This window comes from bacterium (assembly GCA_037128595.1).
In the GTDB taxonomy this organism is placed as follows: domain Bacteria; phylum Verrucomicrobiota; class Kiritimatiellia; order CAIKKV01; family CAITUY01; genus JAABPW01.
This window is the reverse complement of the sequence record JBAXWB010000010.1, coordinates 87,157-105,141: the sequence shown is the minus strand read 5'-3', so window position 1 is coordinate 105,141 and position 17,985 is coordinate 87,157. Positions and strand designations below refer to the sequence as shown.

Sequence of the window (17,985 nt, the reverse complement as noted above, 5' to 3'; positions counted from 1 at the left end):
CTCCATTTTTTCCACGCCACTTGCTCAAGAACTACCCCAATGGAAGGCACTTTCGCGCCCATCACTCTTCTATACATGAATATTTACGAATCTGCATGTCCATCATGGCGCGTGCGGCAATTTCACCTTTTTTATGAATTGTCATATACCATAAAACAGTTGCATCAATTGTCTGTTTAAAATTCCAGCGACTCTCCCATTGCAACAGATGGAACGCCTTATCCGCCGACAGATTGAGCATGCCCGCTTCATGGAGAGCCCCCGGCTCCGACCGATCCTCCCACCGGCCCGGCCAGAGTTTCACCACTTCCCCTACCAGTTCACCAACGGACCGGTTTGAGGCAAGTGAGGGACCGAAGTTGAAGGCGGAAGAGTAAGACGTGAGTTGTGAGATGTGAGACGTGAGGGGTGAGCCGGAAGGAGGAAGAAATGCGACGTGAGATGTGAGATGTAAAATACAAGAGGTGAGGGCGTCGTGGAGCTTCATGCCCAGTAACAAATACCCGCTTAGGGGTTCAAGGACGTGCTGCCAAGGGCGGGTGGCATGGGGGTTTCGCACGGAAATGACTTCGCCTTTTGCCAAAGCCCGCATGCAGTCGGGCACGATGCGATCCAGCGCCCAGTCCCCGCCTCCAATGACATTTCCGGCTCGAGCCGACGCAACTGCCACTAACCCCTTCGCGCTCTTTGCGAGCTTCTGTTCAAATATCTCCTGAATTTTTGAAGGGTTGAAAAAAGATTGCCGATATGACTGGATCACCAGTTCAGCGCAGGCCTTACTTGAACTGTAGGGATCATACCCACCAAGCGGATCGCTCTCGCGATACGCATGGAGCCACTCCTTGTTCTCATATACCTTGTCAGTCGTAATCATGACTGCCGCACAGGGCCAATCGGCATCCCGCAACGCATCCAACACATGCGCCGTCCCCATCACATTGGTTTCATAAGTCTCGACCGGTTGCGCATAAGAGAGTCGCACCAATGGTTGGGCCGCCAGGTGGAATATTAAATCAGGCCGCACCTCATGAATGACCTTGCGGACCAATGCGCGGTCTCTAATGTCCCCAATCCGGTGATCGCAGCGACCGGCCAATCCCAATTGGTCAAATAACGCAGGCTCGGTAGACGGAGGCAGCGCAAACCCAGTCACCTTGGCCCCCATCATGAGAAGCCATTCAGTCAGCCAAGAGCCTTTGAAGCCGGTATGGCCTGTTATGAGCACTCTCTTATCTTTGTAGAAGCCGTTTAGATTCATGTGAGATGTGAGGTGTAAGATGTTAAGTGTAAGATTTAAAGACGGGACCGCAGGTTTCGCATTAGACCAGCTAATTTGGCTGCTACTGATTCCATAATGAGTTCCATTTTATCCCTCTCCATGTTGGTAATGTAGCCTAATTTCATGGCAATCTCAAGCTGGGTATCCAGCTCAGACAGGGATCCATTGGCAATCTTGAGGAACTGAATGAATTCTTTCGTGGCACCCCGCCCGGCGCCTTCCGCAATATTCGATGGCACTGAAACAGCCGCGCGACGCATCTGACTCGTCAATCCATAGTCTTCTGTCTTCGGGAAACATGCGGTGAGGCGGTAAATACAGACAGACAACTCTACCGACTCTTTCCAAACATCTAACGATTTATGCCCTCTCTGCATCTCGTCAATCCCTGCATCTTACGTTTCACGCCTCACATCTCACCCTTTACGTCTCACCAAAAGGGTAGAGAGTCCTGCTGTTTTTCAAGGCTTCAGAGCGAAACATGTCAGAAGTCCGCCCGAGATCAACCCAATCAATTCGGTATAATGTTCGAATCGACTCTAACTTATCCGCAATGGCATAAAAGGCGGAAAGCCCAAGCGGAGTATCGCCGTCGACCCCAATGTCAAAATCAGAGCGATCTTTTGCAGTCCCGGCGGCACGTGAGCCAAACAACACCACGCGATGACCGCGCAACAGATCGGCGGAGCTTACCAACACCCCACGTATGTCATTTAACACTTCTGAAGCCCGATCACTCATGTCGATAGGTTACCTTCATGCTATGGCGCCGTCAATAAGACGGTCAGGCAAAATTCGATTCAAATCAAGGTGGCGTTCGACGTCCCCGGCGAACGCATTCGTTTTCCTGCTGTCCAGCGTCGCATTCGCAGCCGCCAGGGACGGCGGCTGCCACCTTTTCCTGTCGCGGCGCATATCGCCCCTTACATCTCACACCTCACGTCTCACGCCTTACGTCTTACCTCTCACGCCACCGGCAGGGGGCCGGACGCAACCAGCCTTTTCTTTGAGGAATCAACCATGAAATTCAAGCCTTCAAGGGTTCGGGCACCGAGAAGTATCAGGTCTCCAGGTTCCGCAAAAACTACTTCGTCAATTGTGAACGCAGCGCCAACGCGCAAAACGGCAAAACCCACATTTCGAGTGATGAGTTGGCCGTTGGCCATGACAAATTGGATATCTTTTTTCTCTCGCACCACGCCAATTTTCTCTAATTTAACAGAGGGTATCCATGTGTATTCACTGCCTGTATCCACTAACATCTTCGGCACAATCACTGATTGATCTCGATGAACGTGGTTCTCAATTTTGCACCTTATATGAAATGTTCCCATAATCATCTCCCCCTTGATCCCTGCATTGTCATTCATTGATGATCCGTAATCCGATACCCGAGATCCGAGGTCCGTAGTCCGAGATCAATAATCCGTCAATTCGATCTTTCAGACAACGGATTACGGACCTCGGATCTCGGGTATCGGACTACGGGCTACTCGTCTCTCAGTTTAAACTTCTCTTTCGCCTGCATCACTCTGCCTAACATCTGACCAACCCTTGTACATTTCTCAACAAGCGATTTGTGATCTGCAAGCGATAGATAACCGCTGTCCTTGGCAAAATCAAGCCAAGTGTCAGTTTCGCTGTTTTCGGCATCGCAATCTGTCAGCTTACTGACAAAATTAGCCTCATACCGCCGTTTTGCCCATGCCTCCCGCAGGCAAGCACACACCGAACGGGAAGATCGACGAATCTGGTCTGTCAGCGAATACTTCTCTTCCGCAGGAAAGGTCTTGCTCACCCTGAAAATATCCATCGCCAATTCATAACTAACTTTATAAACATCCAAATCCTTGGCTGATCGTATTTCCATTCCAGCACCTTTCTTTATGTATCCAAAGCCCGTAGTCCGAGAGCCGTAGTCCGAGGTCGGAGGTCCGTAGTCCGGAATCCGAGGTCCGAGAAACAAGACCTTCGGACCTCGGATTCCGGACTACGGACCTCGGATCTCGGACCGCGGACTTCGGAACTCGGACTACGGATCTCGGGCCTCGCCTTACTCGCTACCAGCTCTTCCAGGGCGCATTCCCCTCCTGCCACAAAGACTCAAGCAGACGTACATCCCTCAGAGTATCCATGCATTGCCAGAAGCCGTCATGGCGATAGGCATTCAACTGCCCTTCACTGGCCAATCGCTCCATGGGGTCACGCTCCCACAAGGTGGCATCGCCCTCGATATAGTCCAGGACCTTGGGCTCCAACACAAAAAACCCGCCATTGATCCACCCTTCCCCCACCTGCGGCTTCTCCTCAAAGCGGGTGACTAAATCCCCATCAAAAACCATGCTGCCGAATCGGGCAGGCGGGCGTACTGCGGTCAACGTAGCCAATTTCCCACTCTTGCGGTGCATCTCAATGACTTTCCCGATATCCAGGTTCGTCACCCCATCCCCATAGGTCGCCAGAAAGGGCTCATTCCCAATGAATTTTGCCGCCTGCTTAAGACGGCCACCGGTTTGAGTCTGAAGCCCCGTATCCAACAGGTGAACAGTCCAATCATCATCAGTATCCCCCTGGTGCACCTCTATATGACCGCGGTGCATTTCCACCGTCAGGCTGCGGGAGTGATAGCGATAATTGACGAAGAAATCCTTGATCACTTCGCCTTTATACCCCAGGGCCAGCACAAATTCCTTGATGCCGTGTGCGGCATAAATTTTCATGATGTGCCACAATACCGGGATTCCACCAATTTCAATCATTGGCTTCGGCTTCAGCGTCGTCTCCTCCGACAACCGCGTCCCCAACCCTCCGCAAAGAATTACTGCTTTCATGTCCTTCTCCCTTGCACGTCTTTCATCTTCCTCACTCCCACGCGTCAATCCTGATATTATCTACCGACACCCCGCGTTGCACCAATTCCTCACGTAATGCGGCGATCATCACCGGCGGACCAGCCAAGTAATATACTGTCGAGACATCGAAACAGCAACCGTCGATCACCCCCGGCGCCGACAGAGCGGCGCCCTCCATTTTGAAATTCGATGGAGGGCGCCGCTCTGTCGGCGCCGCGTCAATACAATGGTTCACCACGTCCAATCTCACCCTTCCAAGCAAAATCTCAGGCCCAGTCCCTTCGGTCGCCGTCTCGGAGAAATAATTAGCCTGTAAGGATACCGTCTCCCGCCGCTTTTGCTCAATGAGCTCCAGAGCCAAAAGTAATTCGCGCCGTCGGGCCCCGTACAATAAACGCACTCGTTGTGAATGATCCGGCTTGAGCCCATTAATAAACGCCTGAAACGCGGTAATCCCAGTCCCCCCGGCAATCAGCACCACATCCCGCGTCCCATCCACCACAAAATCACCGTAGGGCATTTTAACCCAGACCTGTTTCCCTGGCACACACTCACGCTCCATGCGGATCGTATAGGCCCCCTTGACCGAATAGCACACCACAAGCCGATCACGTTCTTGGGGAGATGAAGCTATAGAGAAAACCCTGGATTCGGGCCAGAACCCGGAGGGGTCGTAGTCGTCCAAAGCCAGATGCAGAAATTGTCCGGGACGGAAGGTCGGCACAGGGCGTTCAGGCTTGAGCACAAGCGTATAGACACGATCCCCGTGATCAGTAACCCGGTCCACCAAACATCGGATTTTGCGGGCCATACTCATAATTCAGAGGACAGATGATGGATGACTGATGACAGTAGGGAGGGGAATGCAGAGGACAGAGGACGGAGGACGGACGACAGCAGGGAGAAGAAAAGAGAGGGCAGATGGCGGAGGGCTGCGAGGCTTAATAAATAACAGGCCTTGTTCATGATGTTAATATCGCTTACAGAAAGTTTCGGGGATTGCCATTATTTTTCCAAGCATTGCGCCGATTGATAAACATTGAGCGATTAGCTCTGCATGTTTTTCAGAGCTAATGTAGCCGCACACCAAAGCCGTTTGGAGCCAATGTTCTGTCTCCGCTAATTCTCCGTCGGCATCAGTCAATTTACTTACAAAATGAGCTTGATAGCGCCTTTTTTGCCAGGATTCAGCTATGTTGGCCCCGATTGAACGCGACGAACGACGAACCTGATCTGTCAGGGAATAGCGCTCTTCGGCCGGAAAACCTCTTGAGATAGAAAAAACGGCTTGCTGCATGGCAAAAGACTGCTGATAAACCTTTAGATCTCTAAAACTGCTTATTTTTTCGCTCATGTTCTGCCCTCCGTCATCTGCCTTCTGTTTTCTGTCCTCCGTCCTCCGTCATCTGCCTTCTGTCCTCATCGGCTGCCCATAAACTCTTCAAACATCGCCGCCATATAGGTCAAGTGCACGTCAGTCAGCCCCGGATAGATGCCAACAAAAAAGGTATTGGTTGTGATCAAGTCGGTATTCTTCAAGTCGCCCACGATCCGACAGGGGATGCCGTCAAACGCCGGATGCCGCAGCAAATTCCCGCTAAACAGGTTACGCGTTTCGATCTTCTTGCTTTCAAGATGTTGCGTCAACTCATTGCGAGTGAATCCCGCCTCAGGCCGCACGGTAATTGGGAAAGCAAACCAGGAGGGATCCGAGTTCGGAGTTGCCTTGGGAAGCAGTAACCGATCTTCATATCGTTTCAGCAAGGTCGACAACGTGACAAAGTTGGCCTTCCGGCGGGCCACAAAATCATCCAGCTTCCCGAGCTGGGCACAGCCAATGGCCGCCTGCATATCAGTGACCTTCAAATTGTACCCGATATGACTGTACACATATTTGTGATCATATCCGGATGGCAATGAGCCGAATTGCTGACTGAACCGCTTTCCGCAGGTGTTGTTCTCGCCCCCTGAACAGTAGCAGTCGCGGCCCCAGTCCCGGAACGAACAGGCGATGCGCGCCAGCTCATCATCATTCGTCACCACACAGCCGCCTTCGCCCATCGTGATGTGATGCGCCGGATAAAAGGAGTGGGAGGCGATATGACCAAATGAACCCGTCCACTGTCCCCGGTAGAGGGAGCCCAGCGCATCACAGTTATCCTCGATCACCCAGAGGTCATGTTTTTTCGCCAGTGCCAGCACGACATCGAGATCAAAGGGGATTCCCAAGGTATGGGCCATCATGATGGCGCGGGTCTTGGGCCCGATCGCCTGCTCAATCCGCTCCGGGATCGCCGTATAATCACCCAGATTAACGTCAATAAAGACCGGAATAAGTTGATTCTGAAGGATCGGCGCCAGCGTCGTGGGAAACCCGGCCGCGACCGTAATCACCTCATCGCCCGGTTTGAGCCGCCGATCCCCCAGCTTGGGAGAGGTCAGGGTAGTCAGGGCAATTAAATTGGCCGAGGACCCCGAGTTGACCAGCAAGGCATTGGATACACCGAGTTTCTCTGCGAAATTTGCCTCGAACTCTTCAGAATACCGGCCGGCCGTAAGAAAGAAATCGAGACTGGAGTCAACCAGGCGGCACATCTCGTCACTATCAAACACACGTCCGGCATAGTGAACCAGATCCTGCCCCGGCGTGAAGGCCGCTTTTTTTTGAAACTTCTCGGCATGATAGGATTCTACTAATTTAAGGATCTCTGCCCGTAATTCGTTTGCGTTTGCCATGGTCATTCTTTCCACAAATTTAGACTTTCGCATAACCCCCTCTCCCTTTAGGGGAGAGGGTTGGGGTGAGGGTATTCATATCCCGGACAATACCCCTCACCCTTGCCCTCTCCCCCAAGGGGCGAGGGAAAAAACAATACACAACCTCTTTATTTTTCCGCCTTGCGTCCCCCCGCAAACAACAGACACCCCAACAGCGCGCTCACTCCGGCCACCCCGAGCACCGCCACCACCTGCAAAGGCGTTTCATGCCACCGCATCACCCCCAGGAGATAGCCTACCGCACATATAAACAGTGGAATCATGAGTCTAAACCGCCGTTGGGCCAGTTCGAAGCTCAGCAACACCATGACCAGGGTCAACGGGGTTAGCGCCAGCACCATCCCCCTAAGAATTTCGATCTGTCCGGGTTGCGCCTCTTTCACCAACACCTTGAGTATCACTCCCGGGAAAACCATGAAAACCAATCCCATGGATGCTGCAATCAGGCCCGTCACCACCATGGCCTTGTAGAGGGTGCGTCGGGTCGCTCCAGATGATTCCCCGGCTGAAGTCACCTTGGGGAACATCGCAGAGCAAACCGGACCCGGCAGGAAAAAGACCATTCTCGCCACCATAGCCGCTTTCGAAAAAATACCCGCCTCTTCCGGCGAAAAATAATACTTAACCAGAAGCAAGTCAGCGCCGGACAAGACCCCATAGGCTGCAAATGCCGCCATGTAGCCGCCTATGTAAGCATAAATCCCCGCCGGCCGCTCCAGAGAGACTCTGCCCCGTCCCAGTAAAACGCCACATATCACGAGGGAAAGTAGCACAGACACCACAATCCCCAACGCATGGGCGGTCAATCCTCCCACTGCCCCCAACCCAAGAAGCGCCAGGGAAAACCCCGCGATCAACCTCAACACGGCCGCCCCATTGCCTATCAGGGCACCCCACTTAAAGGCCTGCATCCCCATCAATACACCACCGGGAATGGCCCCCAATAGCCCCACCACAGCGGCACCAATCGCCAGATAGATCGGTACGGGAGAATCAATCTTAAAGGCCGCCATCAACTCCTGCCTCGCCAATAGGGCGACCATGACCAGGAGCATCAGAGGAATCAACAAATCCCGCGCCAAGGCCGCCATCATGGACTTGATTTTCTCCCGCTCATCCCGGGAAATAAATATCGCCGTAAAATGGGTGACCCCGGCGCCCAGGGCGCCAAGGGGCACTCCGAACATCATGAGCGCGCCGAGAATGGCGGACAACACGCCATATTCCGCGTTCCCCAACATCCGTGCCATGACCACCTGAAAGGAAAGGTTGCAGATATTCCCGAACTGGGCGCCAACAAAAATAACCAGGCTATGCGTGAGCAAATGGTCGCGAACGACACCCACCGGATGAATCCACGGACCCAACACCTGATCGTAGAAATCGACCACCCATCTGAAGGGCGAATAGATCAAGCGCAGGCGGACCAGCGCCAGCATCATCTCCTGCGAGGCACTCCCTACCTGAACCTTGGACCCTTCCACATCATGCCAGGTGGTGGGAATCTCCTTGATCTTGAAGCCACCCCGCCGGAGCTGGAATAGCAAATCGACATCAAAAGCCCATTGCGTAATGCCCAGATGGGGCAAGATCGCATGAATGGCCTCGCGCCGCATCAATTTAGCCCCGCATTGGGTATCGGTCAGCCGCAGGCCGAAGAGTGTGCGGGTCATCATATTGAAAATGCGCGAGGCCACACGCCGGTCCAGGGGTTGTCGGGGACTGACCTGCGACCCTTTAGCCCAGCGGGAGGCAATGATGCCGCCGGCCCCGCCAATATTATCCATCAGGGCCTGAAAGGCCTCCGGTGGCGTGGCGCCATCCGCATCAACAAACCCGATAAAATCACCCTGCGCCTGGCGGAATCCCAGCATCACGGCCCCGCCCTTGCCAATCCGTCCCGGCTCAACCATCACCCGGACGCATGGAAACCGGACCGCATACCCCGCGACCACTTCATCGGTCTTGTCCGTGGAGCCATTCACAACGACCAGAAATTCCACATCCTGATGATAGCGGGAGGTAAAGAAGGGCAAATAGGCCTCCAGCATGGATCCTATCCGACGCTCCTCATTATGGGCGGGAATAACTATCGAAAGCCGCATGGGCGGTATGATGACAGAATAGAGGCAGGGTAAACAACCCGAAAAAGAGAAGATTTACCACGGAGACTCGGAGGGTTAAGGGAGAGAATAACCGGCAAAAAGAAAATGTTGCGGCATTTTATGCGCCGGGAGTACCCGCCCCATAAAATGCCGCAACGGTTTCCTGGAGAAAACGGAAGGAAGAAGGTTTTAAACCCAACCGGAGTGGCTCCGTCTTCCTCCCAGAGAAGCGTTACGCGATTTTACAAAATGGTGTACCCGCCATTTTATAAAATCGCGTAACATTTTCTTCCTCTCTCTCCTCCCCCTCCGCGCCTCCGTGGTAATCTTCTCTGGGGGTTCTTCATTGACTTATCACTCCCTGCTTTAGTATCTAAAAAACATGCGTTTTCCATTATCTCTCCAGAAAGCAGGTTGATTTATGTCTCGGCCATTCTCCTATACCCTCGTGGATAAACTCCTCTTCTACTTCTCCTATTTCTTCTATAAACTGATCCTTCCCCTTGAAATGCGGAATTCCCGGTTGAGCTTCTGGTTTTATGAAATGCGTTATACGGCGGCCAAATTCGTCCGATACGAATCGAGCGAACCCTGGCACGGTCCGAATGACCTCCTGAAAACACGCTTTGGCACCTTCCGCGTACGACTCCATACCTCCGATGCCGCCCACCTTTCGCCCGCCTTTGAACGCCGCGACCAGAACCATCTAATGGCCCTCATTCAAACCCTCAGCCAGGATCATAAAAAAGTGCTCTTTCTCGATGTAGGTGGGGATATTGGCGTCTATTCCGTCGTGGTAGGAAACCGTTTCACCCGGGATCAGGTCGCTATCCACTGCTTTGAGCCGCTGGAAGCCAGTTGCAAATTCATCAAGGACAATCTTGCTTTGAATGCCCTTTCCGACCGCGTGGTGGTTCATCAGGTGGCCCTCGGTGACAGCGATAATGACCATGTAGTCATCCGCCTGAACGCCAAAGCGCCGGGCTCCAGCTCACTCGTGGATCCCCAGTGTGCGGAATCTTTTGAAATGCAGGCCGTGCAAAAACAGCTCGATCATATTTTCATCAACGACCTCATTCAGCCATTCGGCGCCGTGATCATGAAAATCGACGTGGAGGGCATGGAAGAAGCTGTGTTAAAAGGGGCTCAGGCCTTCTTAAAAGCAGGCATCCCGGTCTATGCCATGATCGAAGACTTCATCCAACCCGAAATTACAACGTATCTGGAATCCACCGGCTGGTCCTTTTTAGCCAAGAAGACCTCGTATAACAGCTGGTGGAAATACGGCTGACAGAGTGTAGGAAGATTCAGGTATCCAGAATTCAGGAGCCAGAATCCAGAATATTTGAATACTCAAAGCAGTCGCATCCGCTCAAGGTGGCGTTCGACGTCCTCGGCGAACGATTTCCCGTGAAAGGCTTCTTGTGAACCTCCAGCCATAGGAAATTCAGGGATTTTACCACGGAGACTCGGAGGGTTGAGGGAGAGTAAGACTGGGAGGGGGTAAGAAAATGTTGCGGGGATTCCAGTTTCGGAGTACCGAATCAGGAATTCCCGCAACACCTTCCCTGGAGAAAACGGGAAGAAATAAGGGTTTAAACTGTGCGAAGCGCAACGGGGGCATGGGTCTCCGTCTTCCTCCCGGAGAAGCGTTACGCGATTTTACAAAATGGTGTACCCGCCATTTTATAAAATCGCGTAACATTTTCTTCCTCTCCACGGATTTCTCTCGCTCCTACCCCTCCGCGTCTCCGTGGTAAATCTTCTCTTCTCCCCAGCCTCAGCCCAGGCGCTGCTTCAGGCCTGCCAGCTCCTGCTTCAGGGCCGCAGGAAGATGGGTGCCGAATTTGTCGTAATTCGTATTGATGTCGGCAATCTCGTTCTTCCAGCCCTCGGGGTCCACGGCCAGCAACTGTTTGATCTCTTCAGGCGTGATCTTCAGCCCGGAGACATCAAGTCCATCTTCCGTCGGCAGATACCCGATCGGGGTCTTGACCGCCTTGCCCGTCCCGTCAATACGCTCGCAGATCCACTTGAGCACGCGGCTGTTGTCACCATAACCCGGCCACAACCACTTGCCTTCAGGACTCTTACGGAACCAGTTGACAAAGAACACCTTGGGCAGTTTCTCGCGCTGGGTCTTCTTGGCCATGTCCAGCCAGTGGGCGAAATAGTCACCCATATTATAACCGCAGAAGGGCAGCATGGCGAACGGGTCACGCCGCAACACACCCGCCTTGCCGAGCGCCGCCGCCGTGGTCTCCGAGCCCGTGGAGGAACCCATGAACACGCCGTGCTCCCAGGTGAAAGCCTCATTGACCAGAGGAATGGTCGAGGGACGACGTCCACCGAACAGGAACGCCGAGATCGGCACACCGGCCGGATTCTGCCAGTCGGCATCCACCACCGGGCACTGCTCCGCAGGCGCGGTGAAACGGGCATTCGGATGCGCCGCCTTGCGACCGCACTCCGGGGTCCACTCCTTGCCTTCCCAGTCAATCGCCTTGGCGGGCGCCGGGATGCCCATATCTTCCCACCAGATGTCACCCTCCGGGGTCAACGCCACATTGGTGAAAATCGTGTTCTTCTGGATCGTCTTCATCGCATTGGGATTCGACTGATTCGAGGTGCCCGGCGCCACGCCGAAGAAACCGGATTCCGGGTTCATGGCAAACAGGCGGCCATCCTCACCCACGCGAATCCAGGCGATATCGTCACCCAGACACTTGACCGACCAGCCCGGCAGGCTCGGCTGCATCATGGCCAGATTGGTCTTGCCACAGGCGCTCGGGAAGGCCGCGCTGATGTAATACTTCTTACCGGCAGGCGAAGTGAGTGCCAGAATCACCATATGCTCGGCCATCCAGCCCTCTTTGCGGGCAATCGAGGAGGCAATACGGAGCGCCAGACACTTCTTCCCCAACAAGGCATTGCCACCGTAGCCCGACCCATAGGACATGATCGACTGCTCTTCAGGGAAGTGCACAATGTATTTCTTGGCGGGATCCGGCTCACAAGGCCAGAAATCATCCTTTTGACCGGGTTTCAACGGTGCGCCAACCGAGTGCATGCACTCAATGAAACTACCCGTCGCACCCAACTTATCCAACACGGCCGACCCCATCCGGGTCATGATGCGCATATTGACCACGACATAGGGGGAATCCGAGAGCTCGATCCCGATTTTGGCAATCGGCGAATCCAGAGGGCCCATAGAGAACGGGATCACATAGAGGGTTCGCCCCTGCATGCAGCCGGCATACAACCCCGTCATCAGTTTCTTCATCTCCGCGGGATCCGCCCAGTTATTCGTCGGACCGGCGTCCTCCTTGGACTTGGAGCAGATATAGGTACGGTCTTCCACGCGGGCCACATCGCTGGCATGGGAACGGGCCAGGAAACAGCCAGGCCGCAATTTCGGATTGAGCGGGGTAAAGGTCCCGGCCTTCACCATTTCCTGGCAAAGCCGGTCATACTCAGCCTGCGAGCCGTCGCACCAATAGATATTGGCGGCCTTGGTCAGCGAGGCCATTTCGTTCACCCAGTTAATCAGCTTTTGGTTCGCAGTCGGTATCTTAGACATATCGGCTCCTTGGTTTTCTGTTTCACGCCTCTCTCTCCATGAAAGAGGATCAGGGTGAAGGCGCTTTCTAGTATCCCCTCACCGCCCCTGAATTTGGGCGCGCAGTCTAGTGACCTTGCCATGGAAAGACAAGTCAAATTAGCCGAGCAGACGCATCTAAAACATAGGGGCCCAAAAGAGGATTTACCACGGAGACTCGGAGGGTTGAGGGAGAGAGAAATCCGTGGAGAGGAAGAAAATGTTACGCGATTTTATAAAATGGTGGGGTACACCATTTTATAAAATCGCGTAACGCTTCTCCGGGAGGAATACGGAACCACTCCGGTTGAGCTTCGCACGGTTTAAAACCATATTTCTCCCCGTTTTCTCTAGGGAATGCGTTGCGGGAATTCCTGATTCGGTCCCCCGAAACAGGAATTCCCGCAACATTTTATTACCCATCCCAGTCTTACTCTCCCTCAACCCTCCGCGCCTCCGTGGTAAAGAATTAGCGGAATGCTATCAGCAATTCCCTGATGCAGAATCAGGAATCCCCCGATTGTTTTAATTCAAAGAAAAGGGGATTGTAGCAACCATGAAGACCAAGAAAATTTTAGGCGCGTCTGTTGCAACCCTGCTACTTCTCGCCATCCGGACCTTGGAGGCGGCGCCAACCTTCGGCGGCACTCAGTCCATTAGCATTGTTGACTCTTTCCGGGGCGCCCACCCAGTATTGATGGGTCTCTTCAACATCGGGGGCATCATTCTCCTGGTCGGAATCTGCGCTTCAGCCTGTTGCATGCTCAAAAGAGATTCATCGGGCCAATAGGCGGAAACCAAGGAGGCCAGAATGCCTCCCGGATCCCTTCCTGGCCCCCGAACCCACCCTGCCCGTACCCCGTTTATTCAACCTGAATATCCAACTCGCCCTTCTTGACGCCTAACTTGATCGCCTGTCCCCCCTTGATGCGATCCCCTACCACCAACCGGGCAATGGGTGTCTCCACAAGCGTCTGGATCAACCGCTTCAACGGACGCGCCCCATAAACCGGGCTATACCCCTCTCGCGCCAGTAACTCCCTCGCGCCATCGGCCACCTTGAGCTCCATCCGCTGTTCCCCAAGCCGGGCCCGCAATTCACCCATCTGGAGATCCACAATCCGACTGATCTCCTCCAACGTTAACGGCTTGAATAGCACGACATCATCCAGCCGGTTGAGGAATTCAGGGCGGAAACTCTGCCGCAACTCCTCCATTACCTCGCGCCGGGCCGACTCCTTGATCTGGCCGTCCGCCCCGATCCCTTCCAGCAAAATAGGCGACCCGATATTGCTGGTCATGATGATAATCGTGTTTTTAAAGTTCACCGTCCGCCCATGGGAGTCCGTCAGGCGGCCATCATCCAGAATCTGCAGCAATATATTAAAGACGTCGTGATGCGCCTTCTCAATTTCATCCAGCAGAATCACCGAATAGGGCTTGCGCCTCACGGCCTCGGTCAGCTGTCCGCCTTCCTCATACCCCACATAGCCAGGAGGAGCCCCCATCAGCCGTGAGACGGTATGCTTCTCCATGTATTCCGTCATGTCGATCCGGATCAGATGGTCCTCCGAGTCAAACAGGGCCGTAGCCAGCACTTTGGCCAGTTCGGTTTTCCCCACGCCGGTAGGACCTAGGAAAAGGAACGCCCCCACCGGACGCTTGGGATTCTTGATCCCCGCCCTCGCCCTTAGCACCGCATCGGCCACCACCTGAACCGCCTCATCCTGCCCGATGACATTCTCATGCAACACGTCGCCCAGCTTCAGCAACTTTTCCCGGTCGCCCTGCAACAGTTTCGTCAGGGGCACGCCTGACCACCGCGATACTACCTCGGCAATCTCCTCCTCGGTGACTTCTTCCCGTAACATGGACCGGTTCCCCTCGATCCCGGCCGCGGTCTTCTGAAGCGCCGCCAGTTTCTTTTCAAGGGCGGGAATCACGCCATGCCGCAATTTGGCCAGCCGGTCGAGGTCATATTTGCGTTCCGCCTCTTCGCTCTCACGCCGCGCCTTTTCCAGCTCTTCACGGACGGACTGAACCCCGGCAATCGCGCTTTTCTCATTCGTCCACTGCGCCCGCATGGTGTCGGACGCGGCCTTGAGATCAGCCAGTTCCTTGCGCAGCCCTTTCAGGCGCTCCTTGCTGCCCTCATCTTTTTCCTTCCTGAGCGCGGTTTCCTCGATTTCCAGCCGCATCACCTTGCGGGTGATCTCATCCAACTCCGCCGGCATGGAATCAATCTCCGTGCGGATGGAAGCGCAGGCCTCATCCATCAGGTCAATCGCCTTGTCTGGCAAAAAACGGTCGCTGATGTAGCGATCCGAAAGGACGGCGGAGGCCACGAGCGCCGCATCCTTGATCTGGACCCCGTGATGCACCTCAAACCGTTCTTTCAAGCCCCGCAGAATGGAAAGGGTATCCTCCACCGAGGGCGCCTCCACCAGTACCGGCTGAAAGCGGCGCTCCAGCGCGGCATCTTTCTCGATGTATTTCCGGTATTCATCCAGCGTGGTGGCGCCGATGCAATGTAACTCCCCGCGCGCCAGCATGGGCTTGAGCATGTTCCCGGCATCCGACGATCCTTCTGTTTTCCCTGCCCCCACAATGGTGTGCACCTCATCAATGAACAGGATGATCCGGCCTTCCGCGGCCTTGATCTCCGTCAGCACGGCCTTGAGCCGCTCCTCGAACTCGCCCCGATATTTTGCCCCCGCCATCAGCGCCGTCATATCCAGGGCAAAGATCGTGCGATTCTTAAGGCCCTCGGGCACATCACCCCTCAAAATCCGGTGGGCCAACCCCTCCACAATGGCGGTTTTACCGACACCGGGTTCGCCGATCAGGACCGGATTATTTTTGGTCTTCCGCGAAAGAATCCGGATGACACTGCGGATTTCCATGTCCCGCCCGATGACGGGATCCAACTTACCCTGCCGCGCCATCTCCACCAGGTCAACCCCGTATTTCTGCAAGGCTTCATAAGCCCCTTCCGGCGTGGTACTGGTCACCCGCTGATTGCCACGTACGGCGGTCAGCGCCTCCAGGAAGCGGGCGCGGTCCACCCCCAGCTCCGCCAGGATTTTGCCGGAGGGCGTCCTGTTGCCCTCCTCCAAAAAGGCCAGCAACAGATGCTCCACCGAAATGAACTCATCTTTCAACCGCTTCGCCTCATCACCCGCCTTGACCAGCAATTGATTCAGCCGCTGGGTCACATAGACCTTGCCGGCCTCCGTCGCCGCCCCCTTGACCTTAGGCAACCGGTCCAACGCCTCTTCCAGCCGGGCCCGCAATTCGGCAGGGCGCACCCCCAGTCGTTCCATTAACTTCGGCGCCAGACCGTCCTCCTGCTCCAGGAGACTTAACAGCAGATGCTCTCCATCCAACTCCTGGTGGCTGTACCGCACGGCCTTTTCCTGCGCCGCCTGCATCGCTTCCTGCGCCTTTTGCGTCAATTTGCTCAAATCAAACATAGGTCATGTCCTCTCGCTAGGGTTATCGACCTATATAAGTAGCACTAGCTGTACCAGACTATTTAAAAAAACATCATTTCACACAACATGTTTATCAATAATAAGATACGCGCTTTATACAGTAACGAATAAATTGCAAATAGAGACATAATGACGCACTTACCTGATAAGCAGCGCCATTATGTCTAGCACCCCTCACCTCAATCCTCTCCCTCAAGGGGAGAGGAAGCAGAAGAAGAGTTGATCTGTGATCGATTCCCTCGCCCCTTGAGGGAGAGGGTTAGGGTGAGGGGATTATGGCCCGCTATCAGGCGTCCAGCGACTTGTCGGATTTTGATGAGGTAATCGTTTTGAGAAGAGCCTTGAAGGCCTTTTCATCGCGGATATTCCGCAGGTCACGATCCCGACTCATCCAGTCATGATCCTGATACCCGAGTTCCACCGCCCGCCGCAAGGTCGAAAGCGATTCCTCGCGCTGGTTCAGCAAGGCCAGACTACAACCCAGATTGTACCAGATGGAGGCCTCTTCAGGCTGAAGGGTGACCAGGATCCGATCGATCCTCAACCCATCTTCATAGCGGCCGGCCCGGGTATAGATATCACCCAGCGCCAGAAGCACATCTTCATCTTCGGGCAAACGAGCGGCCACCTTCTCGAGGAAGTACATTTCCACGAGATCAGCCTCTTCAATTTCCTTCATCTCGTCTTTCATGTCTAAATCCTATCAAATCAACTGAGTTCGGTCCCGAAATTTTGACAGAATTCACAAAATGTTCAAAATGGGAGATGTGCTCTAACTTGTTTAAAATAATTTTGTTTATTTTGTTTATTCTGTCGCAGATTCTTCATGTGGTCTTGGCACCCAGTGCTTTTCTGATGTAGTCGGAGGTGCTGAACCCTTCGACCAGCTCCGTACAGACCAGGCGCCCGCCCCAGCTCTCGACCAGCTCACGTTCGGCCCGCACCCGCTCGGGTTCATAGGAGCCGCCTTTCACATGAATCTGCGGCCGCAACCGCCGGATCTCATCAAGCGGATTGTCACCCGCGAAAATGACAATCGCATCCACACAGGCCATCGCCTGAAGGGCGGCTGCCCGGAATCGTTGAGGGAAAATAGGGCGAGTGGCCCCTTTATAACGGGCCACCGACACATCGCTGTTGATTAACACCGTCAATGAGTCCCCCAACGCACGAGCCTGCTCCAGAAACCGCACATGCCCGATGTGCAGGATGTCAAAACACCCGTTTACGGTAACGGACACAGGTGCCACCGGTGATCCCGCCGCCGGGACGTCCCACCCTGCCGGAAGTGTGACCGGCGTCCGGTTTTCCGCAATTGCCGCAATGATCTCCTCTGTAAAACACCCTTCCTGGGCCGCCACCTCGACCACGCGTTCCGCCGAGGAGACAAGCGCCTCCGCATAGGCCTCAGAGGCCTTCTGCCGGTCGGCGGTCACCCAGATAAACGGCTTCAATCCGTCAAAGAATGATTTGGATTCCTGCACGGTCACGCTGGTAACCGCCGTCACCTGACGCAGGCAGGACACCATCTCCACACGGGTCTCAAGGATATTTTGCGGCCGGCCCGGCGAGCTATGTGCCGCGACCACCTCATCGGGTTCCACCACCACAATGACTCGCGCCGCCAGCAAACCGGCCTGCCGCAGGACATGCAGGTTCCCCGGCTGAAAGATATCAAAGGTCCCCGTTACGACCGCCACCGTTTCCATTGACTGCCCCCGCCAGGCTATCAATGCATCTGGGGATTTAACTTTGCCAGTATTAGCTTTCAGGGGGCTGCAATCCATGATGATCATTGTTTTCCCGCAAACCAATTCATTTAACATCGATTCACAGGATATACAGGATAAGATTAGGATGCCAAAGGGGTTTTAGG

General features: G+C 54.4%; 16 protein-coding genes. 2 read left to right on the top strand and 14 right to left on the bottom strand.

What is annotated here, in order from left to right; genetic code table 11:
* Positions 1–61 precede the first annotated feature (61 nt).
* From rfbG to WCS52_08190, 10 genes are all read right to left on the bottom strand, one after another.
* Entirely contained in the window at positions 62–1,258 is a 1,197-nt protein-coding gene (gene rfbG, locus WCS52_08235; GenBank protein MEI6167169.1) for a CDP-glucose 4,6-dehydratase, read from the bottom strand.
* A gap of 35 nt (positions 1,259–1,293) precedes the next feature.
* On the bottom strand, positions 1,294–1,656 hold the full coding sequence (locus tag WCS52_08230) for a four helix bundle protein (GenBank protein ID MEI6167168.1): 363 nt from the start codon (positions 1,654–1,656) through the stop codon (positions 1,294–1,296).
* A 46-nt stretch (positions 1,657–1,702) separates the two neighbouring features.
* Positions 1,703–2,020 (bottom strand): nucleotidyltransferase domain-containing protein, encoded by a 318-nt coding sequence (locus WCS52_08225; protein MEI6167167.1) that lies wholly within the window; start codon positions 2,018–2,020, stop codon positions 1,703–1,705.
* A gap of 224 nt (positions 2,021–2,244) precedes the next feature.
* Entirely contained in the window at positions 2,245–2,649 is a 405-nt protein-coding gene (locus WCS52_08220) for a retroviral-like aspartic protease family protein (protein MEI6167166.1), read from the bottom strand.
* A gap of 119 nt (positions 2,650–2,768) precedes the next feature.
* Positions 2,769–3,149 carry a four helix bundle protein gene (locus WCS52_08215; protein ID MEI6167165.1) on the bottom strand — a complete coding sequence of 127 codons (381 nt, stop codon included), beginning with the start codon at positions 3,147–3,149 and terminating at the stop codon, positions 2,769–2,771.
* 190 nt (positions 3,150–3,339) lie between these two features.
* Positions 3,340–4,110 carry a glucose-1-phosphate cytidylyltransferase gene (gene rfbF, locus WCS52_08210; protein MEI6167164.1) on the bottom strand — a complete coding sequence of 257 codons (771 nt, stop codon included), beginning with the start codon at positions 4,108–4,110 and terminating at the stop codon, positions 3,340–3,342.
* Positions 4,111–4,141: 31 nt separating this feature from the next.
* Positions 4,142–4,942, bottom strand: coding sequence for an FAD-dependent oxidoreductase (locus tag WCS52_08205; protein ID MEI6167163.1), 801 nt, complete (start codon positions 4,940–4,942; stop codon positions 4,142–4,144).
* A 159-nt stretch (positions 4,943–5,101) separates the two neighbouring features.
* Positions 5,102–5,485, bottom strand: a complete 384-nt coding sequence (locus tag WCS52_08200; GenBank protein ID MEI6167162.1) for a four helix bundle protein — start codon at positions 5,483–5,485, stop codon at positions 5,102–5,104.
* A gap of 65 nt (positions 5,486–5,550) precedes the next feature.
* Complete coding sequence (gene rfbH / locus WCS52_08195) at positions 5,551–6,867, bottom strand: lipopolysaccharide biosynthesis protein RfbH (protein ID MEI6167161.1); 1,317 nt, start codon at positions 6,865–6,867, stop codon at positions 5,551–5,553.
* A 149-nt stretch (positions 6,868–7,016) separates the two neighbouring features.
* Positions 7,017–9,014 carry a glycosyltransferase gene (locus tag WCS52_08190; GenBank protein MEI6167160.1) on the bottom strand — a complete coding sequence of 666 codons (1,998 nt, stop codon included), beginning with the start codon at positions 9,012–9,014 and terminating at the stop codon, positions 7,017–7,019.
* Between the two features lie 421 nt (positions 9,015–9,435).
* On the opposite strand from WCS52_08190, the gene WCS52_08185 reads away from it, so the two are divergent.
* Positions 9,436–10,305 carry an FkbM family methyltransferase gene (locus WCS52_08185; GenBank protein MEI6167159.1) on the top strand — a complete coding sequence of 290 codons (870 nt, stop codon included), beginning with the start codon at positions 9,436–9,438 and terminating at the stop codon, positions 10,303–10,305.
* 489 nt (positions 10,306–10,794) lie between these two features.
* Here WCS52_08185 and WCS52_08180 read toward each other — a convergent pair whose 3' ends face one another.
* Complete coding sequence (locus WCS52_08180) at positions 10,795–12,597, bottom strand: phosphoenolpyruvate carboxykinase (GTP) (GenBank protein ID MEI6167158.1); 1,803 nt, start codon at positions 12,595–12,597, stop codon at positions 10,795–10,797.
* Between the two features lie 574 nt (positions 12,598–13,171).
* Between WCS52_08180 and WCS52_08175 the strand changes: the two genes are divergently transcribed.
* Entirely contained in the window at positions 13,172–13,405 is a 234-nt protein-coding gene (locus WCS52_08175) for a hypothetical protein (protein ID MEI6167157.1), read from the top strand.
* A gap of 73 nt (positions 13,406–13,478) precedes the next feature.
* Here WCS52_08175 and clpB read toward each other — a convergent pair whose 3' ends face one another.
* The 3 genes from clpB to WCS52_08160 form a co-directional block, all read right to left on the bottom strand.
* Positions 13,479–16,088: an ATP-dependent chaperone ClpB gene (gene clpB, locus WCS52_08170; GenBank protein ID MEI6167156.1), complete on the bottom strand. Its 2,610-nt coding sequence runs from the start codon at positions 16,086–16,088 to the stop codon at positions 13,479–13,481.
* A gap of 307 nt (positions 16,089–16,395) precedes the next feature.
* Positions 16,396–16,800 carry a hypothetical protein gene (locus tag WCS52_08165; GenBank protein ID MEI6167155.1) on the bottom strand — a complete coding sequence of 135 codons (405 nt, stop codon included), beginning with the start codon at positions 16,798–16,800 and terminating at the stop codon, positions 16,396–16,398.
* Positions 16,801–16,933: 133 nt separating this feature from the next.
* Positions 16,934–17,818, bottom strand: a complete 885-nt coding sequence (locus tag WCS52_08160; protein MEI6167154.1) for an adenylyltransferase/cytidyltransferase family protein — start codon at positions 17,816–17,818, stop codon at positions 16,934–16,936.
* Positions 17,819–17,985: the final 167 nt, after the last annotated feature.